The 26,262-nt window shown below is 69.8% G+C and carries 22 protein-coding genes and 1 tRNA gene; 6 read left to right on the top strand and 17 right to left on the bottom strand.

All coding sequences use genetic code 11. The features are described 5' to 3' along the window. Nucleotides 1-4 precede the first annotated feature (4 nt). Together COA17_RS18810 and COA17_RS11005 are read left to right on the top strand one after the other, a co-directional pair. Nucleotides 5-379, top strand: a complete 375-nt coding sequence (locus tag COA17_RS18810; RefSeq protein WP_141397078.1) for a hypothetical protein — start codon at nucleotides 5-7, stop codon at nucleotides 377-379. Between the two features lies 1 nt (nucleotide 380). Continuing rightward, entirely contained in the window at nucleotides 381-2,171 is a 1,791-nt protein-coding gene (locus COA17_RS11005; RefSeq protein ID WP_096612406.1) for a hypothetical protein, read from the top strand. 142 nt (nucleotides 2,172-2,313) lie between these two features. Here COA17_RS11005 and COA17_RS11000 read toward each other — a convergent pair whose 3' ends face one another. Continuing rightward, nucleotides 2,314-2,727 carry a hypothetical protein gene (locus COA17_RS11000; RefSeq protein ID WP_141397077.1) on the bottom strand — a complete coding sequence of 138 codons (414 nt, stop codon included), beginning with the start codon at nucleotides 2,725-2,727 and terminating at the stop codon, nucleotides 2,314-2,316. An 88-nt stretch (nucleotides 2,728-2,815) separates the two neighbouring features. On the opposite strand from COA17_RS11000, the gene COA17_RS10995 reads away from it, so the two are divergent. Continuing rightward, nucleotides 2,816-4,012: a tyrosine-type recombinase/integrase gene (locus tag COA17_RS10995; protein WP_096612402.1), complete on the top strand. Its 1,197-nt coding sequence runs from the start codon at nucleotides 2,816-2,818 to the stop codon at nucleotides 4,010-4,012. A gap of 190 nt (nucleotides 4,013-4,202) precedes the next feature. On the opposite strand, the gene COA17_RS10990 is transcribed toward COA17_RS10995, so the two are convergent. The 3 genes from COA17_RS10990 to COA17_RS10980 form a co-directional block, all read right to left on the bottom strand. Next, a complete protein-coding gene (locus tag COA17_RS10990; protein WP_096612400.1) occupies nucleotides 4,203-4,961 on the bottom strand; it encodes a hypothetical protein in 759 nt (252 codons plus the stop codon). Next, nucleotides 4,873-6,252 carry a tyrosine-type recombinase/integrase gene (locus COA17_RS10985; protein ID WP_096612398.1) on the bottom strand — a complete coding sequence of 460 codons (1,380 nt, stop codon included), beginning with the start codon at nucleotides 6,250-6,252 and terminating at the stop codon, nucleotides 4,873-4,875. Before COA17_RS10985 ends, COA17_RS10990 begins: the two co-directional genes overlap by 89 nt. A 137-nt stretch (nucleotides 6,253-6,389) precedes the next feature. After that, nucleotides 6,390-6,464, bottom strand: a tRNA-Asn gene (locus COA17_RS10980). 202 nt (nucleotides 6,465-6,666) lie between these two features. On the opposite strand from COA17_RS10980, the gene COA17_RS10975 reads away from it, so the two are divergent. Then, entirely contained in the window at nucleotides 6,667-7,260 is a 594-nt protein-coding gene (locus COA17_RS10975; RefSeq protein WP_231738947.1) for a CC0125/CC1285 family lipoprotein, read from the top strand. Nucleotides 7,261-7,446: 186 nt separating this feature from the next. Here COA17_RS10975 and secA read toward each other — a convergent pair whose 3' ends face one another. The 4 genes from secA to COA17_RS18805 all read right to left on the bottom strand — a co-directional run bounded on the left by secA (nucleotide 7,447) and on the right by COA17_RS18805 (nucleotide 12,022). Beyond that, nucleotides 7,447-10,188, bottom strand: coding sequence for a preprotein translocase subunit SecA (gene secA, locus COA17_RS10970; RefSeq protein WP_066490420.1), 2,742 nt, complete (start codon nucleotides 10,186-10,188; stop codon nucleotides 7,447-7,449). Nucleotides 10,189-10,302: 114 nt separating this feature from the next. Continuing rightward, a complete protein-coding gene (locus tag COA17_RS10965; protein WP_245857695.1) occupies nucleotides 10,303-10,575 on the bottom strand; it encodes a hypothetical protein in 273 nt (90 codons plus the stop codon). Nucleotides 10,576-10,613: 38 nt separating this feature from the next. Then, nucleotides 10,614-11,135 carry an energy transducer TonB gene (locus COA17_RS10960; protein ID WP_176484877.1) on the bottom strand — a complete coding sequence of 174 codons (522 nt, stop codon included), beginning with the start codon at nucleotides 11,133-11,135 and terminating at the stop codon, nucleotides 10,614-10,616. Continuing rightward, a complete protein-coding gene (locus COA17_RS18805) occupies nucleotides 11,129-12,022 on the bottom strand; it encodes an energy transducer TonB (protein WP_176484876.1) in 894 nt (297 codons plus the stop codon). The genes COA17_RS10960 and COA17_RS18805 overlap by 7 nt, the downstream gene beginning before the upstream one ends. 164 nt (nucleotides 12,023-12,186) lie before the next feature. On the opposite strand from COA17_RS18805, the gene argJ reads away from it, so the two are divergent. Further along, entirely contained in the window at nucleotides 12,187-13,413 is a 1,227-nt protein-coding gene (gene argJ, locus COA17_RS10955; RefSeq protein WP_096612392.1) for a bifunctional glutamate N-acetyltransferase/amino-acid acetyltransferase ArgJ, read from the top strand. On the opposite strand, the gene COA17_RS18800 is transcribed toward argJ, so the two are convergent. Beyond that, nucleotides 13,401-13,676, bottom strand: a complete 276-nt coding sequence (locus COA17_RS18800; protein WP_141397074.1) for a hypothetical protein — start codon at nucleotides 13,674-13,676, stop codon at nucleotides 13,401-13,403. The genes argJ and COA17_RS18800 overlap by 13 nt on opposite strands. 393 nt (nucleotides 13,677-14,069) lie before the next feature. Beyond that, nucleotides 14,070-14,201, bottom strand: coding sequence for a hypothetical protein (locus tag COA17_RS20070; RefSeq protein ID WP_281253315.1), 132 nt, complete (start codon nucleotides 14,199-14,201; stop codon nucleotides 14,070-14,072). Nucleotides 14,202-14,282: 81 nt separating this feature from the next. On the opposite strand from COA17_RS20070, the gene COA17_RS10945 reads away from it, so the two are divergent. Further along, complete coding sequence (locus COA17_RS10945) at nucleotides 14,283-14,546, top strand: helix-turn-helix domain-containing protein (protein ID WP_096612388.1); 264 nt, start codon at nucleotides 14,283-14,285, stop codon at nucleotides 14,544-14,546. A 295-nt stretch (nucleotides 14,547-14,841) separates the two neighbouring features. Here the strand turns inward: COA17_RS10945 and trxA are convergent, their stop codons facing one another. From trxA to COA17_RS10910, 7 genes are read right to left on the bottom strand one after another with little or no spacing between them, the layout of a single operon-like run. Further along, nucleotides 14,842-15,162, bottom strand: coding sequence for a thioredoxin (trxA, locus tag COA17_RS10940; RefSeq protein WP_066485884.1), 321 nt, complete (start codon nucleotides 15,160-15,162; stop codon nucleotides 14,842-14,844). Between the two features lie 47 nt (nucleotides 15,163-15,209). Continuing rightward, entirely contained in the window at nucleotides 15,210-18,665 is a 3,456-nt protein-coding gene (gene addA, locus COA17_RS10935; protein ID WP_096612386.1) for a double-strand break repair helicase AddA, read from the bottom strand. Further along, nucleotides 18,662-21,628 (bottom strand): double-strand break repair protein AddB, encoded by a 2,967-nt coding sequence (gene addB, locus COA17_RS10930; RefSeq protein ID WP_096612384.1) that lies wholly within the window; start codon nucleotides 21,626-21,628, stop codon nucleotides 18,662-18,664. The genes addA and addB overlap by 4 nt, the downstream gene beginning before the upstream one ends. Nucleotides 21,629-21,650: 22 nt before the next feature. Beyond that, entirely contained in the window at nucleotides 21,651-22,406 is a 756-nt protein-coding gene (locus COA17_RS10925) for a nucleotidyltransferase family protein (RefSeq protein WP_096612382.1), read from the bottom strand. After that, nucleotides 22,403-23,386, bottom strand: a complete 984-nt coding sequence (locus COA17_RS10920; RefSeq protein ID WP_176484889.1) for an aminoglycoside phosphotransferase family protein — start codon at nucleotides 23,384-23,386, stop codon at nucleotides 22,403-22,405. The genes COA17_RS10925 and COA17_RS10920 overlap by 4 nt, the downstream gene beginning before the upstream one ends. Beyond that, entirely contained in the window at nucleotides 23,383-23,841 is a 459-nt protein-coding gene (gene tsaE, locus COA17_RS10915; RefSeq protein ID WP_176484875.1) for a tRNA (adenosine(37)-N6)-threonylcarbamoyltransferase complex ATPase subunit type 1 TsaE, read from the bottom strand. Before tsaE ends, COA17_RS10920 begins: the two co-directional genes overlap by 4 nt. After that, nucleotides 23,838-26,174, bottom strand: coding sequence for a sensor histidine kinase (locus COA17_RS10910; RefSeq protein ID WP_096612380.1), 2,337 nt, complete (start codon nucleotides 26,172-26,174; stop codon nucleotides 23,838-23,840). Before COA17_RS10910 ends, tsaE begins: the two co-directional genes overlap by 4 nt. Nucleotides 26,175-26,262 lie beyond the last annotated feature (88 nt).

Raw genomic sequence — 26,262 nt, 5'->3', positions numbered from 1 at the left:
CGCAATGAAAACGATGCTGCTGTGGGATCCAATCTGTCCGGGTTGCGACCCTGTGCGGACGACGCTCCCTGACCCGATCGCGAGCCTGATCGTTCGTTCCGGTATCGGCACGCCCGCCGATCCGAGCGAGTTCGCATCCCTATCGAATGGTGCTGCGGTATCCGGCGCCTACCCAGTCCCGGTGACACTTCCCATCGCGGGGCGGTCGGCGATGACGATCAACTTGCCGCTCGCGATCGCACGAGCGGTCGTCGCGAACGGCATCGGAGCCATCCTCCCCGAAGAGTTTCAGGACGGCCGCAGCGCTCTGCTGACGGCCGACGGATCGGATTTTCTCGTCAGCCCGATCGACGGGCGGCAACTGTTTGGAGCAATGTGAAATGGGACGCACCCTCTCGAAGGACGACATGCTCGCCGGCGGCCTGATCGACGCGATGACGTTGCCCCCCGCGGACGCCTATGCCGGCGGCTTCCTGCTTTTTGCGGAGGGGTATCGCTCCGGGCAGTTCACCGCGCGCGACTCATCGGGGCAGTTCAACGATGCCGTCCCGGGCAGCCTAACCAACCCGACGCAGGCGCAATATGCGGCCAACCCGGGCTACATCACGTTCCCGGGCGGCGTTGCGACCCAGCCGATGGCCGTGCCGCGGGAGCGCGTCGCCTTGGACCTGTCGACCGACAGCTTCATACTGTCGGTCGTGCTCAATGCGAGTGCCCCGGCGGCGGCGGCGTTTCTGCTCGGCAATCAGGTCGACACGACCGGCCCGGGCTTCAAGTTGGTCGCTCAGACCAACGGCAACATCCAGCCGATGGTCACGATCAACGGGCAGAACCTCTTCGGGAACAGCTTCGGTGGCGCGTTGGATGGCGCCGATCACCGTCTCTTCGTCGCCTTTGACCACAAGAGCGGCGATCTCCATGTCGCGATCGACGGCAATGGGTTGACCGTGATGCCGGCGCTGTACGACGCGACCGGTGGTGGCGCCGGCACGAAACAGGCGACCGACTTCTTCTTCGGTGGGTCAAGCGTCGGAGGGACGGCAGCGCAGTATCCGGCCATGAAGCTGGGCGCCGCCCATCTCTTGGTGTTCCGCAAGGGACTGCCGATCAACCTTCCGGAGGTCGCTGCGCGGCTCAACACCGCGCCGCGCCGGCCTTTGACGAACACGGAATTGCGGGCATCCGCATCGCTGCGCGCACACCTAACCGTGATCGGGCAGAGCAACGAGAACGGCTCCGCCAGCGTCCCCGATGGCATTCGCGCGCGCGGACCTCTGCTGGCGGACGGGGTGCGTCCCAACGGCGGCGCCAAGGGATCGATGTGGCCGCGCCTGTCCGAGCTGGCGGGTCTGCGCGACCGGCACCTGATGGTCGGCAACTACGCGGTGGGATCGACGTCGATCCTCCATGACTGGTGCGGGGTGCTGCGCGCGTGGACGAACGGCCTGAAGATCGACAAGGGCACCTACACGCTGGCGGGCGGCAACGTGTATAAGGCGACGGCTGTCCCGGCGCAGGCCACCGCATCGACGGTGCAGCCGGCCGGCACGGGAGCGACCCAGACGGGTGCCGACAACATCACCTGGACGTACATGGCGGCGGCGCGCGCGCAGGATGTCGACGGCTACATTTACCCCCACACGGACGCCTATTTCGATCCGAACGGATACATGGCGGCGGCCAAGGCCGGATACGACAAGGCGCGTGGCTATGACATCAAGGCGGTGTACATCGCGCTCGGCCAGCAGGATTGGACGCTCGGCACGACCCGCGCGGAGTTCGCGCGCGGGCTGGTAATAGCTGCGACCTACTGGCGATCGGTCGGTGCGCGCGTGCTGCTTGGCGTCACCAACTATGGTGCCGCGGGCACGTTCGACCAATGGCTGACCAGCAACGCCGGCGCGACGCCCAATACCTCGGCCGCGACCGACACCGCGCCTGGCGTCGGCGGCTGGTGGGACGCTTTGCAGGCGCTCGCCGGCGACCCGATGGTGAGGCCGGGCGACAATGCACGCTATGCGCTGGGCGTCCTGCCCTCCCAAGCAGCGCTGGGAACGCGAGCACATCTGGTACCGGGCATGGAGGGCGACGGCATCCACGCCAACAACCCGGGCCTCAAGGCGCGGGCAGCGGCGCTGGATGCGGCAATCCAGACGGCAGGCTGGTGGTAGGGGTATCGGCCGGGGTATCGCGCCCCGGCCGCTTGGCATGGAAACGGCCAATTCCGGCGGCTTTCGTGAACCGGCGCGGCGGATGAACCCTCAGCCGCGATCGCTTCAGGTGTCTGCGCCGTTCAGCGCCCGCCGGCTGTCCCTAGCCCAGCATGGCGTCGCGCCACTCGGTCACGGTATCCCAGCTGACCCCATCGCTCGCTTCGACCCGTCCGTCAGGGTGCAGGACGTGCCACTCCTTCGAAAGGCCATCAGGGTCCGTGACGACGGGGCGAACGTTGCCTTCGAGATTGATCATCCAGCCGACGACCGCGGTCTTCCAGAACTGGCGATCGTTGGCCTCGCGCTCGGGAGCGATGAGGTACGTCCCGGGCTGCGCCGGCCATGAACTGGTCGGGGTTGTCTCAAGCCACAGCTCCCAGTCGATCTTGGAAAAGACGTGCGTGTCGCCGTCCTTGGTGACCACCTGCCAGTCGCCGCCTGTGACAGCCTCGGCCGACCGGATCGAGCTTAGCGGGATCGCAATCCCTTTCCCCATCGAACTCGTGAACAGCATCGTCGGCACCTCCTGACTGATCGCGATCCCCCCGAATCGGCGCCCGCAGAGTGGGCGCTGCAGCAACAATTTTGAAGGCGCCACAGCCATGCTCTCAACGTCGTCCGTCAAGGCGGCGCGCGCCCGCGCGTCCGCGTACAAGATCGCCGACGAGCGCGGCCTCCACCTGTTCGTCGCGCCGACCGGCCGGAAGTCCTTCCGGCTGCGCTTCCGGTGGCAAGGACATGAGCAGCTGCTGACGATCGGCCAGTGGCCGGAGGTGTCGCTCGACGCCGCCCGCGCCCGTGCCGAGGCGGCGCGCGAGCAGCTGAGCCGCGGCGTGGATCCGCGCACGATCCGCGCCGCGGTGACGTTCGAGGCGGCGGCGCGCGACTGGCACGCGCATCGCCGGCCGGGCTGGACCGCGGTGCACGCCGACGACGTCCTGGACAGCCTGGTCGCGGACGTCTTCCCCGCGATCGGCGCCGACGAGCTGGCCGCGATCGATTCGCCGGCGGTGCTGCGCGTCGTGCGCGCGGTCGAACGGCGCGGCGCGATCGCGACCGCGCGGCGGATCCGGCAGCGGATCTCCGACGTGTTTGCATACGCCGTCAGCGAGGGCTGGTGCGCGTCCGATCCGGCGGCGGTGGTCGGCCGCGCGCTGGCGCCGGCGCCGGCCGCGCGGCATCAGCCGGCGCTGGTGGCGGTCGACGACGTCCGCGCGCTCCTCGCGGCGGCCGATCGCGCCGCTGGCGGGGCGATGGTCAAGCTGGCGTCGCGATTCCTGGCGCTGACCGCGGTGCGGCTGTCGGCGGTACGCGGCGCGCGCTGGCGGGAAATCGAGGATTTGGACGGCGCCGCGCCGCTGTGGCGCGTGCCGGCGGCGCGGATGAAACTGCGCGCGGCGAAGAAACTGGACGCGGCGAACGAACACCTGGTGCCGCTGGCGCCGGCGGCGGTGGCAGTCCTGCGCACCGCACGCGCGGCGGCGGGCGGGGACGACGACGCGCTGATCTTCGCCGGCCGCGGCGCCGGCGCACCGATAGGCGAAAACGCGATCGGCGACCTGTACGATCGCGCCGGTTTCGCCGGGCGCCATGTCGCCCACGGGTGGCGGGCCAGCTTCTCAACGATCCTCAACGAGCGGTTCCCCGACGAGCGCGGCGCGATCGACCGCGCGCTAGGTCACATCCTCAAGCGCGAGGACGGATCGGCCGCGAAGGTCGAGGGCGCGTACAACCGCGCCCAGCTGCTCGATGCGCGGCGGCGGCTGTTCGATGCCTGGGCCGCGATCCTGACCGACTGACCGCGCAGCACGCGCGCGGCCGCGATATCGCGCGGCGATATCCGCCTGCTCCTCCTAGGGAGCATCGGGGCGGCGCAAGCCGCCCCGTCCGACCGCCGGGTCTTGGCGATCGGATCGAAGGGTGTCGGGCCTTTCGGCTGGGGGGAGCGATCAAAGCTGCGCATGGGGCCGCCCAAGCGGCCCCATTCCTTTATCCCTTAACCCCTGAGGACTGATACTGACCGTATGGTGGACTCGCGCTCTGGCCTGCATCGCGGGCCGCGATTCCGGCCCCGAGCCGGGCGAGGGCGTCGACCATTTCGGCGTTCATCGGCTGCGGCGCGGGCGCCTTGGCCTCCGTAACCGTGGTAGTCCGGTTCGCACGCTGTCGTCGTCGTTTCGCTATCAGGTCACGCAGCCGCTGGGCGACGCGCTTGGGCAATCCTTCCGGGGTGAGGAAATAGGCGTTGCTGACCTGCTCGCGCTGGGGCGCGAACAACCCGCCGCGGTCGGTTTTCTGCGTGCGCCGCACCCAGTCGAGGATCTTGAGCGCCTTCAGCTTCGCCAGCGCACGGATCACGGTCGTGCGGCTGAGCCGCGCCACGCGCGCGATCGTGTCGATCGCCGGCTCGATCCGGCCGGAGCGGAAGTCGATCCCGATCGTCCCGCGTCGGCCGAGGAGCGTTTCCAGGACGCGGATACCATGCAGGCCGAGCGGCCGGGTGCCGCCGGTGCGGCGTTCCTCGTCATCCCAGTCGGACACGACCCGCACCAGGCTGTCGATCACGCCCAGCGCATCCTCGGCCGAGCCATCGCCGATCGGCCGGAAAACCTGCGCGCGGCGATCGTCGACGTCGTAGCTGTTGCGACGGACCTTGCGGTCAGCCCCCCGCTCCCTCCGCCCCGACAGCTGCGCGGCCAGCCCGCGCGTGAGCTGCTGCGCCTGGCGCTGCATCGACGCCGCGGTCACGCGCGCGCCTCGAGCGCTGCGCGCGGGGTGAATCCCCGCGCTGGCTCACCAGCAGGTCGGCGGGCGCGCACATGCCGGCCATCAGCATCGACGCCCACTCCTGCGCGATCGTGCGCCGACGCGGCATGTACGCGGCGCGATTGTAAGCCGCCTCCACGCCGTTCGGGATGTGCGCGAGCATCAGGTCGATGATCGCGCGCTCCTCGTCGCGATCGCCGATCGCCGCACGCTCGTTCATCACCGTGGAGAAGGTGGCGCGCCAGCCATGCGGGACGTGCCGGTCCCGGAAGCCCGCGTCGCGATAGAATTTCGACAGGGTGTTGTCGCTGATCGGGGCATGCACCGATCGCACGGACGGGAAGAGGTACGGCGCGTTCCGCCCGGCCAGTGCCAGCGCGGTCCGCACGACCGCGACGGCCTCCCGCGACAGTGGAATGACGAATTCGTACGTCACGTCGATCCGGCGTTCGCGCGTCAGCTTCATCTTCGCGGCCGGGATGCGCCAGATCGGCGCCGGCGTATCCAGCCCCTCGAATTCGCCTGGCGCCGCCATCCGCACCACGCCGGGGCGCGCGGCCGTCAGCGCCAGCAAGCGCGACGCCAGCTTGGTCACCGCGTACACCTGCCGCGCCTCCAGCGTCTTCAGCACCTGCTGCGCCGCCTTCACCGTCGTCACCGCCGGCCGCAGTTGCCCCGTCGTCGGTGTCAGCGCCTTGCGCACGACATGAGCGGGATCGTCCTGCGCCCAACCCGACGCCATCGCGAACACGAAGATGTCGGAGAGATACTGGCGAACGCGATGCGCCATCGAGATCGCGCCCGTCGCCTCGATCGCGCGCAGCACGGTCAGCACCAGCGGCGGCGTGACCTTTTCGATCGGGAGCGCGCCGATCGCCGGGAAGACGTGCTTCTCCAGCCGCTCGAGCACCTGCTGCGCGTATCGCGGCTTCCAGCCCGGCTTCTTGACCGCGTGCCACGCGATCGCCGTCGCCTTGAGGCTGGCCTCGGCCGACAGCACCGCCTCCGCCTTGCGCTGTTTCGCCACCACCCCCGGATCCATCCCATTGCGAAGCAGGCGCCGCGCCGCATCGCGCCGATCGCGGGCGTCCGCCAGCGAGACCTCCGGATACAAGCCGAAGATCAGCCGCCGCTCCTTGTCCGCGAAACGGTATTTCATCCGCCACGATCGCGCGCCGGCCGGGGTGACGTAGAGGTGCAAGCCCTTCTCGTCCGCCAGCTTGTACGCCTTCTCGCGCGGGGTCGCCTTGCGGCACCGGAGATCCGTCAGCATCGGATGCCCCCAGCGATGCCCCCACGATGCCCCGCATTCGGTGATCGGCGATGATCGGCCATGATCGTGTAACTCGCTGCCTTTCCTCGCCGAAGCAAGGGAAGTGAGCGGTCCTGATCGGCGCTGATTTGGTGTGGTGGCTCCCTGAGTAGGATTCGAACCTACGGCCGCTCGATTAACAGTCGAGAGCTCTACCGCTGAGCTATCAGGGAACAGCGTGAGGCAGCGTCTATAAACGCGGATTTGGGCGGCGCAACCCCCTTGTGCGGTTCTTTTTGCGGTCACCAGGCCCCGCGCTGCGGCGTCGCAGCTTGTCGTCGGAGCGAAACCGTTCATCGCACGTTCCACTGCCAGCGGCTATGCGATACCCATCGCACTGCCTGGATCAAGGCCCGTGCGTTGGAGGGTTAGTAGATGCTGAAGAACTGGGGCCGAAGGGCCATGGTGGTGGCGCTGGCAGCCAGCACGACTCTGGTCGCCGCGTGCGCGACCGAAACGACCTATCGCCCGGCGACCGGATCGGGTTTCTATCGCACCGGTTACAGCGATACGCAGATCGAGCCGAACCGTTTCCGCGTCACCTTCGCGGGCAACACGGTCACTGATCGCGACGTCGTCGAACGCTATCTGCTGTTCCGCGCGGCGGAGCTGACATTGCAGAACGGCTATGACTATTTCGTCATGGCCGATCGCGACACCGACCGTCAGGCGCGGACCTATTCGACGCCGGGCGCCTGGGGTCCGGGCTTCGGCGGCTGGGGCGGCGGGCTGTGGGGTCCGCGCTGGGGCTTCTATGGCCGCGGCTGGGGCTATCGCGCATGGGATCCGTTCTGGGGCGATCCCTGGGCGTGGGGCGGCGGTGCCGACATCCGCACCATCGACCGCTACGAGGCCTCGGCGGAGATCGTGATGTTCAAGGGCACGCCGGAACGCGGCAACGTCCGCGCCTTCAACGCTCGCGCGGTCGTCGATTCGATCGGCCCGACCGTGAAGCTGCCGCGCCCGTAAGCAAGGCGGCCTGCCGACATCGAAAAGGGGCTGGCGTCACACCGACGCCAGCCCCTTTTCTATTGCCTGGATCGAATGGCCGGCGCCGTTTGCCGAAACATCCCGGCAGTCGCGATAGGCCCAACCGTGGATGCCGGAACGCGTCCGGCATGACGGGAATGATATTCACCCCGGTCGCTGATCGGATCAGGCCGCGCCGTGGCAGTGCTTGTATTTGCGCCCAGATCCGCAAGGGCATGGCGCGTTGCGGCTGACCACGCCGACCCAGCTCGCCGGATCGTCGCCCAGCTCCGCCGGTGCGGCCGGCTGGATGATCTGCAACGGCGGCAGCTGCGTGGTGATGAGGCCCAGCGTGCCCGCATCGATATCGTTCGAATTGTCCTCACCCGTGAACGGATCGAAGTGCGTCGTGATGAAATCGGGCAGGTCGGGCAGCGGCGGCGGCTCCTGCATCCGGAACTGCGCATGTGCGATCGTCTTCGTCACATCCTCGCGGATCGCGTCGAGCATCCGCTGGAACAGGTTGAAGGCTTCCTGCTTGTACTCGTTGATCGGCGTCTTCTGCGCATAGGCACGCAGGTGGACGACCTGCCGCAGCGCGTCGAGCGTCGACAGATGCTCCTTCCAGTGATGGTCCAGGTTCTGGAGCAGGATCGACTTTTCCACCTGCGTCCAGGTATCCGGCTCCAGCTCGGCCGACTTGGCGGTGACCGCGGCGTCGGCCTCGGCCTGGATACGCTCGGTCACGAGCTCGACGTCGATGGCATCTTCCTGAAGCCAATCGTCGATCGGCGGCTCGATGTTCAGGATCTCCGCCAGCCGCGCCTTCATTCCCGGCACGTCCCACTGCTCGGGATAGGAATTGGGCGGGCAGGCATCGCCGACGATCGCATTCACCGTCTCGGCACGCATGTCGCTGACGACCTCCCCGACCGTATCGGCGTCCATGATGTCGGCGCGCTGTTCGTAGATCACCTTGCGCTGATCGTTCATGACGTCGTCATATTCGACCACCTGCTTGCGAATGTCGTAGTTGCGCGCCTCGACCTTCTTCTGCGCGGTCTCGATCGCCTTGGTCATCCACTTGGACGGCGGCATCGCCTCGCCGTCCTCGATCGAGGAGCGCATCATCTTGGCGAACAGCGTGTCCGGACCGAAGATGCGCAGCAGGTCGTCGTCCAGCGACAGGTAGAAGCGCGACAGCCCCGGATCACCCTGGCGCCCCGACCGGCCGCGCAGCTGATTGTCGATACGGCGGCTCTCGTGCCGCTCGGTCGCCAGCACGAACAGGCCCCCGGCCTCCAGCACCTTCTGCTTTTCCACCGCGATCTCGGCGCGGATCTGCTCGATCGCGGCGTCGCGCTCCGGCCCTTCAGGCATCCCGGCCAGTTCGTCCTCGACACGCATCTCCAGGTTGCCGCCCAGCTGGATGTCGGTGCCGCGGCCGGCCATGTTGGTGGCGATCGTCACCGCGCCCAGCCGCCCGGCCTGCGCCACGATATGCGCCTCGCGCTCGTGATAGCGTGCGTTCAGCACCGAATGGTCGACGCCTTCCTGGCGCAGGAACTCGCTCAAAAGCTCGGACTTCTCGATCGACACGGTGCCGACCAGCACCGGCTGCCCCTTTTGCGCATGTTCGCGGATGGTGCGCGCGATGCCGCGGAACTTGTCCTCGGTCGACTTGTAGAAGGTATCTTCCTCATCGATGCGGTGCACCGGCCGGTTGGTCGGGATGGTGACCACGTTCATCTTGTAGATGTCGTAAAATTCCGCCGCCTCGGTCGCCGCGGTGCCGGTCATCCCGGCCAGTTTGGGGTACATGCGGAAATAATTCTGGAAGGTGATCGACGCCATCGTCTGGTTTTCCGGCTCGATCGTCACGCCTTCCTTGGCCTCCACCGCCTGGTGCAGCCCATCGGACCAGCGGCGCCCGTCCATCATCCGGCCGGTGAATTCGTCGATGATGACGACCTTGCCGTCCTTCACGATGTAATCCGTATCGCGCTTGAACATCACGTTCGCGCGCAGCGCCTGGTTCAGGTGGTGGACCACCTGCGTATTCTCGAAATCGTACAGGTTCGCGCCCTGCAGGAGCCCGGCGGCTTCCAGCATCCGCTCGGCGCGCTCGGTCCCGTCCTCGGTCAGGACGATCGTCTTCTGCTTCTCGTCCTTCTCGTAATCGTCCTCGGACAGCTGCTTCACGATCTCATCGACGCCGATATACAGCTCGCTCTTGTCGTCGGTCGGACCGGAGATGATCAGCGGCGTGCGCGCCTCATCGATCAGCACCGAGTCCACCTCGTCGACGATCGCCATCGCGAACGGGCGCTGCACCATCTGCTGGCGCTCGTACTTCATGTTGTCGCGCAGGTAATCGAAGCCGAACTCGTTGTTCGTGCCATAGGTGATGTCCGCGGCATAAGCGGCGCGGCGTTCCTCGTCGGTCAGGTTCGGGACGATCACGCCCGTGGTCAGGCCCAGGAAGCGATAGACGCGACCCATCCAGTCCGCGTCACGGCTGGCCAGGTAATCGTTGACGGTGATGACGTGGACGCCATCCCCCGGCAGCGCGTTCAGATAGGTCGCCAGCGTCGCGACCAGCGTCTTGCCCTCACCGGTACGCATCTCGGCGATCTCGCCGCGATGCAGGACGATGCCACCGATCATCTGCACGTCGTAATGCCGCTGCCCCAGCACGCGCCGCGCCGCCTCGCGCACCGTCGCGAACGCCTCGGGCAGCAGGTCGTCCAGCGTCTCTCCGGCGGCCAGACGCTCGCGAAAGCGGACCGTCTGCTGCGACAGCGTGTCGTCGTCCATCGCCTGCAATCCGTCCTCGAACGAGGCGATCTTGGCGAGGATGGGGTTGAGCGACTTGACGTATCGGTCGTTGGACGAACCGAACAAAGACTTGGCGATGCCGCCGAACATGGGCCTGATCCTGTATCTGATGGCGGCGCGGCACCGGATCATGCCGGCCCGCGCGCGAAAAAAGGGGAAACGTCGCAAATCGCCGGCGGGTGCCACCGGTGGGGCGAGGCGTCGTTATTCGCGCCGGCGCCGCGCGAAGATCGGCTCGGCCGCAGCCAGACGCAGCACGGCGACGACAGGTGCAGCGACGACATCCGTCAGCGCGGCATTCGGCTGCGCCGGGCGCAGCGCCACCCGCGCGGCGGCGGTCGACACCACGACGTCGCGCACCTGCTGCGCCACTGCCTGCTGCGCGACCGGCGCCTGCCGCACGCCCCCACCCAGCCCGGACAGGGCCGACAGCAGCGCGGAAAGAAGCAGCAGCAGGTTCATTGCGGGGACGGACATAGGACGCGCGCACGGCGCCGTCCACCTTTGCGACGGGATCACGCCTCGGGAAGGCGCCAGGTGATACGGCGCTGCCGCGTACTGGCGATCGGCTGCCCTTGCGCATTGCGCGCCGGATAATAGCGTGCGCGCTTCACCAGCACCTCGCAGGACACCGCATCCAGACGCGGAAAACCGCTCGATTGCGCGGCGTGACATTCACTGACCCTGCCGTCCACGCCGATCGTCCAGCGAACGGTCACCGTGCCCTGCTCGTCACGGCGCAGCGACTCCCGCGGATAATCGTCGGCGCTGAACCAGCTAAGTTCGTCCCCCGCCTTGCTGATGGAGGGCGACGGGCCACCGGGCGCACGTCGGGTGGCAGCGACATCCTGCGCCGCACGCAAATCGCGGCGCCCTTCGATCCAGTCGTGCGCGGCGACCGCGATCAGGCCGATGATCGCCACCAGCAATGCCATGCCCACGGCCAGCAACACCGCCGGCAACAGGCTATGGCCCAGCCGCGACACCGGCCCTTCAAGGACGGTCGCGCGACGCTCCTCGTGCGCCGGCGTCACCACTGCGGTGTAGTTTCCACCATCACGCGGCGCTGTATCACCCATTGCTGATCCCTTTCCGTCGCCGGGGACACCACCCGTCGTTCGAGCGTGCATGGATTGCGGCCCGGTGGCGCCCACCGATCCCCCGCGATATGCTCGTCGCGACAATCATGCGCCGTGCCGTCGGAGTCCACCCGCATCCACAGCCGGTTTTCCTCCACGACCTGCGCGCGCGCCGGCGGGGGCGGCAGTGGCGCGGGCGGCGCACCGGACCGGACGGCCGACCGTGTCCGGACCGTAATACGAAGCGCGCCCGACAGACCGGTCTGCCGACGCAGCGGTTGTACCCATTCACGCTCACGCTCGCACTCCTTGGCAGAAACGGCCAGGCGCTCGCCATCCATGATCGCGTCGCAGCGCAACGCGCCGCCATGCGCGGGCATGTCGATCGTGTAGCTCCACTCACGCGGCTCTATCCGATACGGGCGGGCGATCCAGTTGATCCGTTGGCGGATATCCACCGCCACAGCGCGACCGTTGGCATCATAGGCGGGGACGAACCGCGCGCGCTGCATGATCCGCTCGCACGCAAGATCGTTAAGCTGCGCGCTGCCGCTGGTCCGTTCGGTCCAGCAATCCTGCACCTTTCCTTCCGGCGACACGCGCAGCCCTATCACGCTCGGCTCGATCCGCTGCCACCACGGAGCGTCATCGGCGTCATCGGCATAATCGGCCGACGTCAGCCACGTCGCCCGATCGAGCGGAACGGGCGCGCGCGGGCCCGGGAACATCCAGCGGTCGACCGCCGGCGGCAGCGGCTGGCGCAGGCTCCATGCCCAGCCCGCATCCAGCAGCCAGACCATTGTCACCAGCCGCGCGACCGTCAGGATCGCGACGATCGCCAGCACGCCTAGCATCACCCCGCGCCCATTGCCGACGAAGCGGCGGCGGCCCGATGGCGACGAAGCCGGCGGCGCGCCGACCGTTCCCGATCCGCTACGCCGGCTCAGATCCTCCAGCGTATCCATCGCAGCACTCTTGCCCCCACCGTCGCCGGGTTTATGGCGGGGCCATGTCGGTGTCCATCTCCCCGCTCGCCCTGCCCTTCCCCACCATGCCGCCGGTCGCGGGGGTCACGCTGCGCGTCGCGCGGGCGCGGTACAAGGACTGGGACCGCTGCGACCTGACGTTCGTGGAGCTGGCGCCCGGCACCACCGTCGCGGGCGTGACGACGCAGTCGAAATGTCCCTCACCGGAGGTGGAATGGTGCCGCCAGGCGCTGGTGCTGGGCGAGGCGCGCGCTTTGGTGGTGAACGCGGGCAATTCGAACGCCTTCACCGGTCATCGCGGGCGCGCCGCGGTGGAGGCGATCGCGGCGCAGACCGCGGCGCATCTCGGGTGTCGCCCGTCCGACGTGTTCGTCGCCTCCACCGGCGTCATCGGCGTACCGCTGCCGATCGACAAGGCGCAGGCCGGGCTTGCCGCCGCTTATGCCGCACCCGCCGCCGACTGGTGCGCCGCGGCCGAGACGATCGGCACGACCGACACCTATCCCAAGGGGGCGATGGCCACCGCGGTGGTCGACGGGCGGACCGTCACGATCGCCGCGATCATCAAGGGCTCGGGGATGATCGCGCCGGATATGGCGACGATGCTTGGCTTCATCTTCACCGACGCCGCGGTGGAGGCGCCGTTCCTCCAGGCCGCGCTGTCGGCAGCGAATACGCGCACCTTTTCGTGCATCACGGTCGACAGCGACACCTCGACCAGCGACACCGTGCTCGCCTTCGCCACCGGCGCGGCGGGCAACGCGCCGCTGTCGGGTGACGACAGCAACGGCGCCGATGCCTTCCGCGCCGCGCTGGCCGACGTCTGCCGCCAGCTCGCGCTGCTGGTCGTGCGCGACGGCGAGGGCGCGTCGAAACTGATCGAGATCGCGGTGGAGGGCGCCGAGAGCGACGCGTCGGCGCATCGCATCGCGATGTCGATCGCCAATTCCCCGCTGGTGAAGACCGCGATCGCGGGAGAGGATGCCAATTGGGGCCGCATCGTCATGGCGGTGGGCAAGGCGGGCGAGCCGGCCGAGCGCGACCGCCTGTCGATCCGCTTCGGCGCGACACAGGTGGCCGAGGGCGGGCTGGCGGTGGAGGGCTATGACGAAGCCCCCGTCGCCGCGCATTTGAAGGGGCAGGACGTCGCGATCGGCGTCGACCTGGGGCTGGGCGAAGGCCGCGCGACGGTGTGGACGTGCGACCTGACGCACGGCTACATCTCGATCAACGCCGATTATCGCAGCTGACGGCACCGCCGCCCGTTAGCGGAACAGCGCGGAAACCAGCGCGACCAGCTCCGACTGACGGTTGGTGGCGGTCTTCGCCATCGCCGCGCGCAACTGTACGCGGATCGCGCATACGACACGCAGCGGTCGCGCGCGATCGACTGCAGGTCCAGCCCCGCCGCCAGTCCCATCACCACCGCGGTTTCGGCGCGTGTCATGTCGAAACCGTCGCGGAGCGCCGCGGCATGATCCTCGCCCAGCGGTCGCCCGGCGATCGTCATCATCACGCTCGCCGCGGATAACGCGCCGCCGCCGCGCGCCGATCCGCGGGTTCGTTACCGGCGAATAGACGTCGTGGCTCAGGACATCTGCCACACCGACCTTCGAGACATTGTAGATGCGAATATGGTCGATCTCGGCACGCGGCCCAGCGACCGCGACGTCGCCGAAGGGCCTGTCGAACCGCCACGACAGCCCGCCTACCGCGTCGTCCCAGGATTGCTGGCCATGCAGCGCACGCCAGAAGCCCTCCGCGATCGGCGCCCCCGCCCGTCCGCGTCCGCGCCGATCCGCCCCTGTCCTGACCATCACGCCTCTGGCCGATCTATTCCGGGCAAATGACCAGAGGAGAACGACATTTGCGCAACAAACGCTGGCCGCCCGCGTCCCGTTCGGGGTCAGATCAGCCGGAAAATCAGCTCGATCGCCTCCCGCCACATCACGCCACCGAGCCACCCGATCATCATCCACGCCACGACGTGCAGCACGCGCGCCGGCCGGTGGGTCGATTCCTCGTCTAAGTCATTCATATCCCGGCGCCCACCGCATTATACGAAAATCGTATATCAGAGCAGCGACCGTAAGGGAATAGGAGGATCGGATGCACGCACTTGGCAAAGTCGCTCTTCACTCACGACGCGCGCCAGCTTGCCCGGCTGCTTGCCCAGGCGCGTCGCGATGCCGGGATCACGCAGGTTGAACTGGCGCGCACGCTGGGAAAGCCGCAGCCGTTCGTCTCGCTGATCGAGCGCGGCGAACGGCGCGTTGACGTGGTGGAATTTTGCGAGATCGCGCACGCTATCGGATGGCGGCCGCTGGACCTGTTCGATCGTTTTCTGGAATATCGCGAACTGGTGGAGCCGGTCGAAGGATAACGCTCGCATCGGCGATATCTCATGGTCGCTGCCCGGGTTCATCCTCACCATTACTCCATCGACACCGCCCTCGACGCGGCTGCAAGTGTCGATGCCACCATGGTGGGTACGCCTCATACCGCAAACGGGTTAGAACGCCCAATGCGGGTAATCCGAACTGGAGGCATATGCCGCGGGCGTCTCGCGCGACGTCGGCGCGTGGCTTGCCACGTCGCGCAACCGTCTTCCCGCCCGGGAGTGGTACGCCGCGCAGACGGGCGGCGACATCACCTGCCGCCGTCCGTCCGCTGCGCCCTTACAATTCGCCTTCGAGCCAGGCTTTGATCCGTCCCTTCGGCTCCGCCCCCACCTTGGTCGCGGCAGGCGCGCCGCCCTTGAACAGGATCATGGTCGGAATGCCGCGCACGCCATAGCGGCCCGGCGCATCCGGATTTTCGTCGATGTTCAGCTTGGCGATCGTCACCTGCTCGCCCAGTTCGTCGCTGATCTCCTCCAGCGACGGACCGATCATCTTGCACGGGCCGCACCATTCCGCCCAGAAATCGACCAGCACGGGTTTGTCGGCGCTGATGACGTCGTCGTGAAAGCTGGCGTCGGTGATCGTCTTGGTGGCCATGTCTGTCTCCTTGATGGATCGCAAGCTAGGGTGCGCGTGCCGCTCGCTCAACCACCGTCGGGCAAGCTTTGCTCCGGCCCCGCAAAGCGCGCCTTCGCCGCCGCCAACGCATCGGGCGACAGCGTCACCAGTCGCGGCCCGGCGGTGTAGAGCAACGCCGCCTCGATCACATGCCCCGGAAAGATTACTTCCAGCGCCGCATGATAAGCGGCCATCTGCCGCACGTGGAACTCCGGCACCTCCGCGGCGTCGGCGGGGACGCGCCGCGCGGTCTTGTAGTCGATGACGCGGACCATACCGTCCGCCACCAGCAATCGGTCGATCGTCCCCGCGATCACCCGGCCGGACGGCAGGGTCGCGCTGATCGGCGCCTCCACAAGCACGTCGGGCGCGAACAGGTCGGCGAAGGCGGCATCCTGCATCACCGCCAGCACCGGCGCGATGATCGCCGCGCGATCCTCGACCCCGCGTGCCGCCAGCCACGCCTCCGCCGCAGCCGCGCGCTGCCCGGCGGACAGGGCGGGCAGACGCTCGAACAGTGCGTGCATCAATTGCCCGCGTTCGGCGGCCGCGCGCATCGCCGGAGTCGGCGGCGGGTCAGCCACCTCGTCATCGCCCACCGCGGACGGCGACAGCGGGCGTGGCGGCAATTGCGCGCGCGGGGCGACGCGACGCGACCATAATGGCAGGTCGGCACCCGCGGGCATCGCCTCCTCCCGCGCGGCCCGTACCGGCACCGGCGCCGCCGGTGCCGTTCCGCGGAACACCCGCGGCGCCGCGTCCGCGCCCTCCTCCGCCGGGGCGACGCCCAGCGTGTCCAGCGTCCGTGCCGCGGCGGCGTACCAGCTCGCCTCCGGCGGAATGCCGTTCCACTTCGCGCTCAGCGATCCGGCGATCGCCAGTTTTTCCTCGGCGCGCGTCGCCGCGACATAGAACAGCCGCCAATGCTCCTCGCGCTCGCGCCGTTCGACGTCGGACAGCGCCGCGTCGATCGCGCCCGCGCGCTCGGCCTTGCGCGGGCGAAACACCGGCAGCGCGCGGTCCATGCCGTCGGGCGTCCACGACAGCGTCGATCGCGGCGCGGAATCCGGGTCTGACGTCGCATCCGCCAGGATCACGACTGGGGCCTGCAATCCCTTCGATCCGTGCGCGGTCATCACGCGTACCGCGTCCAGCGGCGCGGCGGCATCGCGGACGATCTCCACCTCGTCACGCTCGAACCAGTCGAGGAACCGCTGGAGCGACGGCGTCGCATTGGTTTCGAAATCCAGCGCAGCGTTCAGCAATTCCTCGATCGGATCGCGCGCTTCCTCGCCCAGCCGCGCCAGCAGCCGCCGCCGCCCGTCCATCGGCCCGGACAGGATCATCTCCAGGAACCGGTACGGCGTGTCGAAATCCGCGCGCGCCAGCAGCGTCTCGATCGGCGCCAGCAGGTCGGGGGCGCAGGTACGGCGCAGGTGCGGCCACAGCGCGCCTTTGCGCGGCGCGGCGCGCGCCAGCAATTCCTCCTGCGTCCAGCCGATCAACGGCGAAACCAGCAGGCTGGCCAGCGACAGGTCGTCCTCCGGCTGCAACACGAACCGCACCGCCGCCAGCAGGTCCTGCACCGCCAGCGGCGCCGACAGCCGCAGCCGGTCGACCCCCGCCACCGGCACGCCCTCAGCATACAGGCGCGCGACCAGCAGCTGCGCCAGCTCGCCGCGCCGTTTCACCAGGATCATGACGTCCTCGGGGCGCAGCGCGCGGCCCTTGCTTTCCAGGATCAGTCCGTCGTCCAGCCAGCGGCGGACGGTCTTCGCGATCCGCGCGGCATTGTCGCGCACCGCATCGTCGATCCAGCCTTCCTCGCCGGCATCCTCCGCCTCGCCCGCGCCCGCCGCGATCACCGGCCACAGCGCCACCTCGCCCGGCCCCGCGACGCGGCTGGCGTGCGGCGGGATGGCATCGGCCGCGCCCAGCCCCGCCGCGCCGACCGTGTCGATCGCAGCGTCGACGAATTCCAGCACCGGCGCGGTGGAGCGGAACGAATCGGTCAGCGACAGCCGGTCGAACGGCAGCCCGCGCTCGTCTTCGGGCATCAGCTCGTCGCCCGCGACCTCCTGCGCCTTGTCCGCGAAATAGCGTTCGGCGGCCTGGAAGAACAACGGATCGGTGCCCTGGAAGCCGAAGATCGCCTGTTTCAGGTCGCCGACCGTGAACAGCGTGCGCACCGACGGGGCATAGACGCCGCGCCCGACGAAATATTCGTCCACCAGCGCGCGGATGATCGTCCATTGCGCGACATTTGTGTCCTGCGCCTCATCGACCAGAACATGTTCGGTGACCTGGTCCAGCTTGTAGCGGATCCATTCACCGATCCCCTCCTGCTGCAACAGCGCCACCGCCGCGCCGATCAGATCGTCGAAATCGACCGCCCCCGCGCGCCGCTTCGCCGCCTCGTATCCACGCGCATAGTCGCGCCCGACCTCCAGCGCGGCGCCCAGCAGGTCGGCATAGGCGGCGCGCACGCGCAGCGACAGCAGTTCGGCGCATTCCTCGCCCAGTTGCGCGGCCAGCGCTTCGTAATCCGGCTCGGCGGCGATCAGCTTGGCCGATGCCTTGCGCGGATCGCCCTTGCCGGTGCGCACGACGTTCATCAGGTCCGCCAGCATCGCGACGCGCGCGCCTTCGTCCGCCGTCAGCCAGCGCGCAATCGTGTCGGCGAAGCCGCTGCCGGTCGCGGTGCCCCAGGCGCGGTTCGCCGCCCCGATCCGCCCGATCGCGTCATCGTCCAGCGCCGCGCATCCCGCCGCGACCGCCGCCTCGATATCACCCGCCGGCAGGTCGAGCGCGCGGCGGATGAACGGCGCGATCCCGGCCGGCAGCACCTCCAGCGCCGCGCCCGCGCGCGAACATTCCGCCAGGAACTGCTCGGCGCCCTGTTCCCCCAGCCGCAGGCTCAGCCGCCCGATCGTCTCGACCGGCGCATGCCGCCCCTCGCGCTCGGCCTCGACCAGCAGGTCCGACAGCGCCTGCCGCCGCAGCAGCGCCTCCTCGCGCGGTTCGATCGGGCGGAAACCGGGGACCAGCCCCGCCTCGATCGGAAAGGCCGCCAGCAGGCTCTGGCAGAAACCGTGGATCGTCTGGATGCGCAGGCCGCCGCCCGGCGCGTCCAGCACCTTGGCGAACAACGTGCGTGCGCGCGCCACCAGCGCGGGGGTCGGCCGCTCGCCCAGCGCGATCAGGTCCGCACCCAGATCGGTGTCGGCCATCCGCACCCATGACGCCAGCTGGCGGTTGACGCGTGCCGCCATCTCCGCCGCACCCGCCTTGGTGAAGGTCAGGCACAGGATCGCCGCCGGCTCCACCCCGCGCAGCAGCAGGCGGAACACCCGCGCCGCCAGCACCTGCGTCTTGCCCGTCCCGGCGGACGCGGACAGCCACACATGCGCCTCCGGCCGGCTGGCGCGCAGCTGCTCGCCCTTCAGCACCGGCAGCGGGCGGATCGTGTTCCCCGCGCTCATCGGTCGCGCCCGTACCATTCGTCGCGGCGCATCAGCTGGTCATATTCCGCATAAGGCGCGAATTCGGGGTGCAGCTTGGCGACGAACGGCTCCTCCCCGGTCAGCCAGCGCGCGGCCGCCTCGGCGAAGCTGTCGCGCGCGGCGCGCACGAAATCGTCGGTGACGATCCGTCCGCCCTTGCCCGCCGGATCGGCAGGGCTGGAGACCGCGCCGAACGTGTCGCCCTTCTTCGCCAGCGACCAATATTCGAACGCGGTCGCGGTGCCGCGCACCCCGTCGAATCCGCCCGCCTCGGCGATCGCGCCCAGCAGCCCTAGTTGCAGGTTGAACCCGCCCCTGACCGCCGCGACCGACGGCGCCTTGCCGGTCTTGTAATCGACGATGCCGAGGCCTCCGTCGGGCATCCGGTCGATCCGGTCGAACCGCCCGTTCAGGCGGATGCCCGCCACCACCGCCTCGCCGCGCCCCTCCACCGCCAGCACCTCGCGACCCGCCGCGCGATCCTCCAGCGTGCGGCCGGCGATCCATTCGAACGCCGCGATCAGCCGCGGCTGCCACAGCGCGCGCAGCAGCGGGTGCGCGGCCGGATCGTCGAGCAGCGCGACCGCCCGCGGCAGCAGCCGGTCGGGGTCGCACGCATCGTCGCGCGCCCATGCCTCCAGCACCGCATGGACGGCGGTGCCGCGCCACGCCGCGCTGGGATCGGCATCCACCGCGTCTAGCGGCATCAGCTTCAGGATGCGCCGCGCGTAGAAGGCAAACGGATCGGCCTTCAGCCGGTCCACCTCGGTCACCGATATGACGTCGGGGCGCAGCGCCGCGGGCGGCAGCGGCGCCGGGCGCGCCGCCGGCACGGGCGTCCCCGCGCGGTCGAGCGCGCGCGTCCACCCCTCCAGCGCCGTCGCACGCGGAAAGCGGTCACCCGCCATCGCCTCCAGCCGCAACCAGAAGCGCGAGGCGAGCGCGGGCGAGCGCGCGTCGCGGCGGCTGCGCGTCAGCACGACGCGCGGCGCGCCCAGTCCCTGCGCGAAATCATGTGCGGCGACGCCGATCCCGCGCTCCAGCCCCGGCAGGCCCAGTTCGGCGCGGATGCGCGGCGCCAGCCACGGGTCGGGCGCGGGGCTGCCCGGCCACACCCCCTCGTTCAAGCCCGACAGCACCATCACGTCCGCCGATTGCAGCCGCGCCTCGATCAGGCCGTAGATGGCGATGCGCGGATGCCCCTCGCGCGGGCGGGCGCGGATCGCCACCTCGTCCATCAACAGCCGCAGCAGCGGCACGAACCCCGCTGGCGTCACCCGGCGCGGGCCATGCGCGGCCTGTTCCTCCAGCGCGGCCAGCAGGTCGGCGGCGGCGCGCCCGGCCGGGCCGCTCCACGCCGCCTCCCCCGCCAGCCGGTCCGCCGCCTCGCGCAGGCACGCGACCAGCCGCGGAAGCGTCGCCGCCCCGTCGCCGAACACCGCCGCGATCGGCTCCAGCAGGACGCGCATCGCCTGCCACCCCGGCAGCGCCGCGGCGCGGATCGCGCGCTCGCGCTCCGGCGCGTCGCGCAGGTGCCGGTCGATCCCGTCCAGCCCCGGCGCCGGGCGCGGCCCGCGCAGCGCGCGATCCAATTGCCGCACCGCGTCCAGCCACGCCGCCCGCTCCGCGCCGCTTCGCACCAGTGGATGTTTCAGCAGCGTCAGCAACGCCATCGGCGCGAAATCCTGCGCCGCCGCCTCCGCGATCGCGGTCAGCAGCGTGCCCGGCGGCAGGATCGCCAACGGACGCCCCGCGCTGTCGTCCACCGTGATGTCCCAGCGCCGGCAATGCGCCGCCACGCGCCGCGCCAGCGCACGATCGGGGGTGACCAGCGCGGCGGTCCGCCCCGGTTCCTCCAGCGCCTCGCGCAGGACCAGCGCGATCGCCTGCGCCTCCTCGGCCGGATTGGCGAGTTCGGCCGCCTCCACCCCGGTCAGCCGCCGCCCCGCTGCATCCAGCTGCGTCCATTTCGCCGTGAACGCCGCCGGGGTCAGCGCATTGGCGATCGCGCGCCCGCGCGCCGCGGTGGCGTCATGCTCGCTCGCGTCGGTCCAGCGCGCCACCTCGCCGCGCGCCACGCCCATGCGTTCCAGCAGCAATTTCAGGTGGAATTGCGGATGCACCTCGATCGACCGGCGGCGCAGCCCCGTGGCGGGGTCGGGCGCGTGCGGCCCCAGCGCCTCCCATTCCTCCTCGGGCAGCGACAGGTCCAGGTCCGCGAACACCACCATCCCCTGCGGCAGGTCGGCGACCGTGCGCAGCAGCCGCGCCACCGCCGGCGCCGGATCGGTCACCCCGGCGGCGCACACGAAGCCCGCCGGCGCCGCCTGCCGCCAGCGCTCCGCCTGCCGGTCCAGCAGCGTCACGCGCCGCTCCGCCGCGTCGATCCGTCCCAGCGCCGCACGCTCGGCGGGCCAGCGGTCCAGCACGATGCGGAACAGCCGCAGCGCGGTTTCCCAATGCGCCGACAGCCCTTCTCCCGGGTCGATCTCCGCCAGCCGGCGCGGGTCGATCCCCTCGACGATCAACTGGTCCATCGTGCGCGCCAGCTCGCCCGCCAGCCGCACCGCCTCCGCCGCATCGACCGGGCGGCCCGCGCCCGCACGTTCCTCCTCGACCAGCCGCGCCAGGATCATGCGGCGTTGCAGCGGGTCGATCGCCGGCGGTAGCGGCGGCACCGCATCGGCGGGGTCCAGCGCCGCCCCCACCGCCGCCTCCAGATCCTCGCCCCCCACCGCGACGATCCGCGGCAGCAGCAGCGCGCCGCCGCTGGCGCGCACGAACGCCTCGTTCACCGCCAGCGCACCGCGATTGTTCGGAACCAGCACGATGCCGCGCGCCAGCGCCATGCGATCGCCGCCGAACCGGCGGATCAGCCCCCCGGCCAGCGCATCGGCGAATGCGCGATGCGCCGGGATCGTATAGAGGCGCGGGCCGCCCATTCAGCGCCGCCCGCCCCGCGCATCAGCCATCGGCCAGCATCGCCTCGGTCCGCGCGATCGCGCCCGGCACGTTGACCTCCGACCACAAACCCTGATGCACCAGGCCATAGGCGCGCCCCGCCGCGATCGCGCGATCCCAGAACAGGTTCGTGGAAAACGGTCCCTCGGGCCAGTCGCGGATCAGCCGCGGCGACACGATCTGCACCCCGGTATAGACGAACGGCGCGACCCGCCCCGGCTTGCGCCGCCCGGTGATCCGCCCGGCGGCATCCAGATGGAAATCGCCCTGCCCGCCGTGATTGTGCGCGCGGGCATAGGGGACCAGCAGCAGCAGCGCGTCCATCGCATCGTCGTTCCACCGCGCGGCCAGTTGGCGGATCGCGTCGGTGGGGCCGTCCAGCCAGAAATTGTCGCTGTTGACGACCAGGAACGGCTCGTCGCCCAGCAGCTCGCGCGCCTGCACCAGTCCGCCGCCAGTCTCCATCAACGCCGCGCGTTCGTCGGATACGATCACCTCGATATCCTTGACGCGGTGGCGCAGGTGCGCCTCCAGCGCGTCGGCAAGGTAATGGACGTTGACCACCGCACGCGCGACGCCCGCGGCGCGCAGCCGGTCGAACACATGGTCCAGCAGCGTGCGACCCGCCACCTCGATCAGCGGCTTGGGCCGCGTCGCGGTCAGCGGGCGCATCCTCTTGCCGATGCCCGCGGCCATGATCATCGCGGTCGCCGGCACGCGCGCGCCGGGATCGGGGCGGATGTAGCGCGGCCGGCTCATGCCAGCCCCCGTGCGGTCGCGATTGCCATCGGGTCGCCGCGCCATTCGGGCGGCAGATTGTCGTCGAACCAGCGGGCGACCGGCGCCAGCACCGGATGCGTCAGGTCGCGCTCCAGGTAACCCCACACGCGCGGGCACAGCGCCGGATAGCGCGGCTTGCCGTCGCGCTTCCACAACCGCGTGAAGATGCCGATGATCTTCGCGTTCCGCTGCGCGCCCAGCACGTGATACGCGTCCATGAACGAATCCCCCTCGCCGGTCGCGGCGCGATACCGCGCCAGCATCCGATCCTCCAGCGCGGGATCGACGTCGCGCCGCGCATCCTGCAACAGGCTGACCAGGTCATAGGCCGGATGCCCGGCCAGCGCGTCCTGGAAATCCAGCAGCCCCATGCGCCGCTCCGGCCCGACCAGCATCAGGTTCTCGGCGTGATAGTCACGCAGCACCGCGACCGGGATCAGCGGTTCCGCCCGGTCCAGCACCGCATCCCATGCCGCGCGATAGCCCGCGACATCGGCCGCCGCGCCCACCGCAGGGCAATACCATTCGGTCAGCAGCCCCGCCTCGCGCTGCAATTCGGCGCGGTCATAGGCGCGCAGCTCGCTCGCCGGATGCGCGCGCAGCGCCACCAGCAGGTCGACCGCCGCCTCATACAGCGGCACGGTGGCCACGGCGTCGGCATCCGCCGCCTCGCGCAGCCGGTCGTCGCCGAAATCCTCCAGCAGCACCAGCCCGCGGTCCAGGTCCAGCGCCAGGATCGCCGGGGCCGCGAACGATCGCTCCGCCAGCCAGCGCGCCATCGTGACGAACGGGCGCGGGTCTTCGTGCGGCGGAGGCGCATCCATCAGGATCGCGCGCCGCGCGCCGTCATGGACGCGGAAGTATCGCCGGAACGAGGCATCGCCGGCCAGCGGGTCGATCCGCGCGCCGGTCCAGCCGTGAAGGGTCAGAAAGTCCGCCGCGCCATCGGGCGGGGTCATCGGGATGGCCATCGCGCTTCCCATGCCGCCGGCGCCGTCCAAGTCAAGCGACGCGCGCCGTCCGGCGTCGCATGAAGGGTCAGTGCCAGCGCATCCGGCCAGTGGCCCGCGCCCGCACGCTCGGGCCATTCGACCAGCAAAGCGGAATCCGCCAGCGCCTCGTCGATGCCCAGCTCGTCCATCTCGCGCGGGTCGTCCAGCCGGTACAGGTCGATGTGCAGCACCGGCAGCCGCACCTCGGGCGGGGCATAGGGCTGGACGATCGCGAACGTCGGACTCGGCGCCTCCTCCTCCAGACCCAGCGCCGCCAGCACGCCGCGCGCGAAGCTGGTCTTGCCCGCGCCCAGCCCGCCCGACAGCGTCACGACGTCGCCCGCGCGCAGCAGCGGCGCCAGCCGCGCGCCCAGCGCCTCGGTCGCCGCGACGTCCGCCAGCGCCAGCTCACCGCTGGTCATCGCCGCGGCAGCTCCACGGTCACCAGCGATCCCTCGCCCGGCTCGCTGACCAGCTGGATAGTCCCGCCATGCGCCTCGACGAATTGTTTTGCCAGCGGCAGGCCCAGGCCGAGCGCGCGCTCGCCCCCGGCGGCGACGCCTTCCTGCGCGAAACGGTCGAACGCGCGTGCGGCAACCTCCGGGGACATGCCCGCACCGTCGTCGGACACCACGATTCGCGCCGCTTTGGCGTTCCCGTCCACGTGCAACAGCACGCGCCCCTGCGCCCGCGACGCGCTCAATGCATGCCGCAGCAGGTGTTCCACCACCTCGCGGATACGCCGAGCATCGCCTGTAAGCCGCCCTGAAGAGCGTTGAATCTCCACCGCCAGCTCGACGTGATGGCGCTTGGCGGAGCTGCGCACCGCGTCCGCCGCAGCCCGCGCCACCGCTCCGACGTCGATATCGCCCTTCTCCAGCGGCCGTGCCCCCGTCCCCGTCGACGTCAGATCCAGCACATCGTCGATCAACAGCCCCAACCGCTCGACCGAATCCAGGATCGCGTCGAGGTAACCGATCGCGTCGGACGACATCTCCCCGGCGTAGCCACCGTGCAGCATCTCCGCAAAACCGCTGATCGACGTCAGCGGGGTGCGCAATTCGTAGCTCATATTGGCGACGAACTGCGTCTTCACCCGGTCCGCCGCCTCCAGCGCGTCGTTGCGATCGCGCAGCGCCTGCTCCATCGCGCGGCTGTCGGTGATGTCCAGCATCGTGAACAGCGCGTTGCCGTCGGGCAAAGGCACGGCGGCGAACTCGAAATGCCGCCCGTCCGACAAGGAGATATGCCCCGCGCGCTGCTGCCGCTCGGCGGTGGCGACGCGCACCAGCTCGGCGATCTGCCGCGCGCGGCGCGGGTTGGCGAGCTTGGGCGCCACCTTCTCCGCAATGGCGTCGACGCGCGGATGCGCACTCAGGAACTCCTCCTCGACGTCCCACAGCGCGCGGAACCTGTTGTTCCACAACTGCAATCTGCCGTCGGCGGAAAACACGCCCAGCGCCGCGAACAGATTGTCGAAGGTCGCGGTGCGCACGCGCAGCAACGTGTCGCGCGCGCTCGCCAGCTGCACCTGTTCGGTACGATCCTCGAAGATCAGAAGCAGCCCGCCGTCGGGCAATTGCTGCGCCACGACGCGCAGATGCGTGCCGCCCGGCAGATGCCAATTTTCCTCGATCGCGCCCTCCGCCTGGACGAACCAGCCGCGCCGCTCGGCCTTCCAACCCGGAAAGTCGCGCACCTCGGGCACGCGATTGGCCTCACGCATCCGTTCCATCACACGGTCGAACTCGGGCCGATCGGCCAGCCACTCGCGGCGCATCGCGAACATCCGCCGGAACGGCTGGTTGCAGAACACCAGACTGCGATCGCGCGCGAACTGTGCCACCCCCGCCGACAACCGGTCCAGCATCGCCCGCTGCGCATCCGCGAACCGGCGTTCACGCGCATGCGCCTGCTCCAACTCCTCGATATCGATCGCATAGCCCGCGACGCCGCCGACCGGCAGCGGCACGTCATGGATCATCAGCGAGCGGCGCGCGCCGCCGATCGTCGCGGGCAGCACGCGGCTTTGCGGCCGCCCGGCGCCCTGCGCCGCCGCCGCGCCGGCCGCCGGGCCGCCCTGCCCAGATCCCTCAACCAGTTCCACGCCGCGGCCGACGACATCGGCGGCATCGCCGCCCTCCACCGCGGTGACATAGGCGCTGTTGACCATCGCCAACCGCAAATCGTGGTCGCGATACCACATCGGCAACGGCGCGGCCTCGACCAGCCCGGTCAGCGCCTCGAACGCATCGGACAGCCCGTTGAACTCGCTGCGCAGGCGCCGCATCTCGCCCTCGGTCGCCGTCGAATCGTAGAACCAGATGATGACCGCATCGCCGCGCCGCTCGCCCTGCGCAGTCAGCGTGCGCCCGCCGCCGCGCGCATGGACCGTCCGCACGAAGCCACGCGCCGACCGCTGACACGCCGTCAGGTCATGGACCAGCGCCTGCGCCTCGGCGCTTTCGATACCCCAGCCGGCCGCGTCCAGTTCCTGAAGATAGGTGGGCGTCGCCGACAGCCCCAGCCAGTCGGCGACGCGCGGCGCCATTTCCACCGCGCCGTCGGGGCGCACCACCACCGGCTGCATCGGCGCCGCCGCCAGCAACGCCTCCAGCGCATCACGCCCCGCCACCGCCGCGCCCGCTTCCGTCCGCGCCCGCCATCCGGCCACCAGCAACACAACCCCGCCGACGATCAGCGCCAGGATGACGGCGCCGGCAAGGACGGCAGTGGTCGGGTGGAGGACGATCATCGGGGGGCGGGGGACAACACATTCATCGTCAACCGTCCTATAAGCGGACAGTCGCCCCGGCAAGGACACGCCAAATCACCGGCTGTTG

Source organism: Sphingomonas ginsenosidimutans (assembly GCF_002374835.1).
GTDB lineage: Bacteria > Pseudomonadota > Alphaproteobacteria > Sphingomonadales > Sphingomonadaceae > Sphingomonas > Sphingomonas ginsenosidimutans.
This window is presented reverse-complemented; position numbering and strand designations above follow the sequence as displayed.

What these genes read in the sequence shown, in the direction of transcription:
- COA17_RS18810 (WP_141397078.1), top strand. Translation starts at nt 5, where the DNA reads ATGAAAACGATGCTGCTGTGGGATCCAATCTGTCCGGGTTGCGACCCT.
- COA17_RS11005 (WP_096612406.1), top strand. Translation starts at nt 381, where the DNA reads ATGGGACGCACCCTCTCGAAGGACGACATGCTCGCCGGCGGCCTGATC.
- COA17_RS11000 (WP_141397077.1), bottom strand. Translation starts at nt 2,727, where the DNA reads ATGCTGTTCACGAGTTCGATGGGGAAAGGGATTGCGATCCCGCTAAGC.
- COA17_RS10995 (WP_096612402.1), top strand. Translation starts at nt 2,816, where the DNA reads ATGCTCTCAACGTCGTCCGTCAAGGCGGCGCGCGCCCGCGCGTCCGCG.
- COA17_RS10985 (WP_096612398.1), bottom strand. Translation starts at nt 6,252, where the DNA reads ATGCTGACGGATCTCCGGTGCCGCAAGGCGACCCCGCGCGAGAAGGCG.
- COA17_RS10975 (WP_231738947.1), top strand. Translation starts at nt 6,667, where the DNA reads ATGCTGAAGAACTGGGGCCGAAGGGCCATGGTGGTGGCGCTGGCAGCC.
- secA (WP_066490420.1), bottom strand. Translation starts at nt 10,188, where the DNA reads ATGTTCGGCGGCATCGCCAAGTCTTTGTTCGGTTCGTCCAACGACCGA.
- COA17_RS10965 (WP_245857695.1), bottom strand. Translation starts at nt 10,575, where the DNA reads ATGTCCGTCCCCGCAATGAACCTGCTGCTGCTTCTTTCCGCGCTGCTG.
- argJ (WP_096612392.1), top strand. Translation starts at nt 12,187, where the DNA reads ATGTCGGTGTCCATCTCCCCGCTCGCCCTGCCCTTCCCCACCATGCCG.
- COA17_RS18800 (WP_141397074.1), bottom strand. Translation starts at nt 13,676, where the DNA reads ATGATGACGATCGCCGGGCGACCGCTGGGCGAGGATCATGCCGCGGCG.
- COA17_RS20070 (WP_281253315.1), bottom strand. Translation starts at nt 14,201, where the DNA reads ATGAATGACTTAGACGAGGAATCGACCCACCGGCCGGCGCGCGTGCTG.
- trxA (WP_066485884.1), bottom strand. Translation starts at nt 15,162, where the DNA reads ATGGCCACCAAGACGATCACCGACGCCAGCTTTCACGACGACGTCATC.
- addA (WP_096612386.1), bottom strand. Translation starts at nt 18,665, where the DNA reads ATGAGCGCGGGGAACACGATCCGCCCGCTGCCGGTGCTGAAGGGCGAG.
- addB (WP_096612384.1), bottom strand. Translation starts at nt 21,628, where the DNA reads ATGGGCGGCCCGCGCCTCTATACGATCCCGGCGCATCGCGCATTCGCC.
- COA17_RS10925 (WP_096612382.1), bottom strand. Translation starts at nt 22,406, where the DNA reads ATGAGCCGGCCGCGCTACATCCGCCCCGATCCCGGCGCGCGCGTGCCG.
- COA17_RS10920 (WP_176484889.1), bottom strand. Translation starts at nt 23,386, where the DNA reads ATGACCCCGCCCGATGGCGCGGCGGACTTTCTGACCCTTCACGGCTGG.
- tsaE (WP_176484875.1), bottom strand. Translation starts at nt 23,841, where the DNA reads ATGACCAGCGGTGAGCTGGCGCTGGCGGACGTCGCGGCGACCGAGGCG.
- COA17_RS10910 (WP_096612380.1), bottom strand. Translation starts at nt 26,174, where the DNA reads ATGATCGTCCTCCACCCGACCACTGCCGTCCTTGCCGGCGCCGTCATC.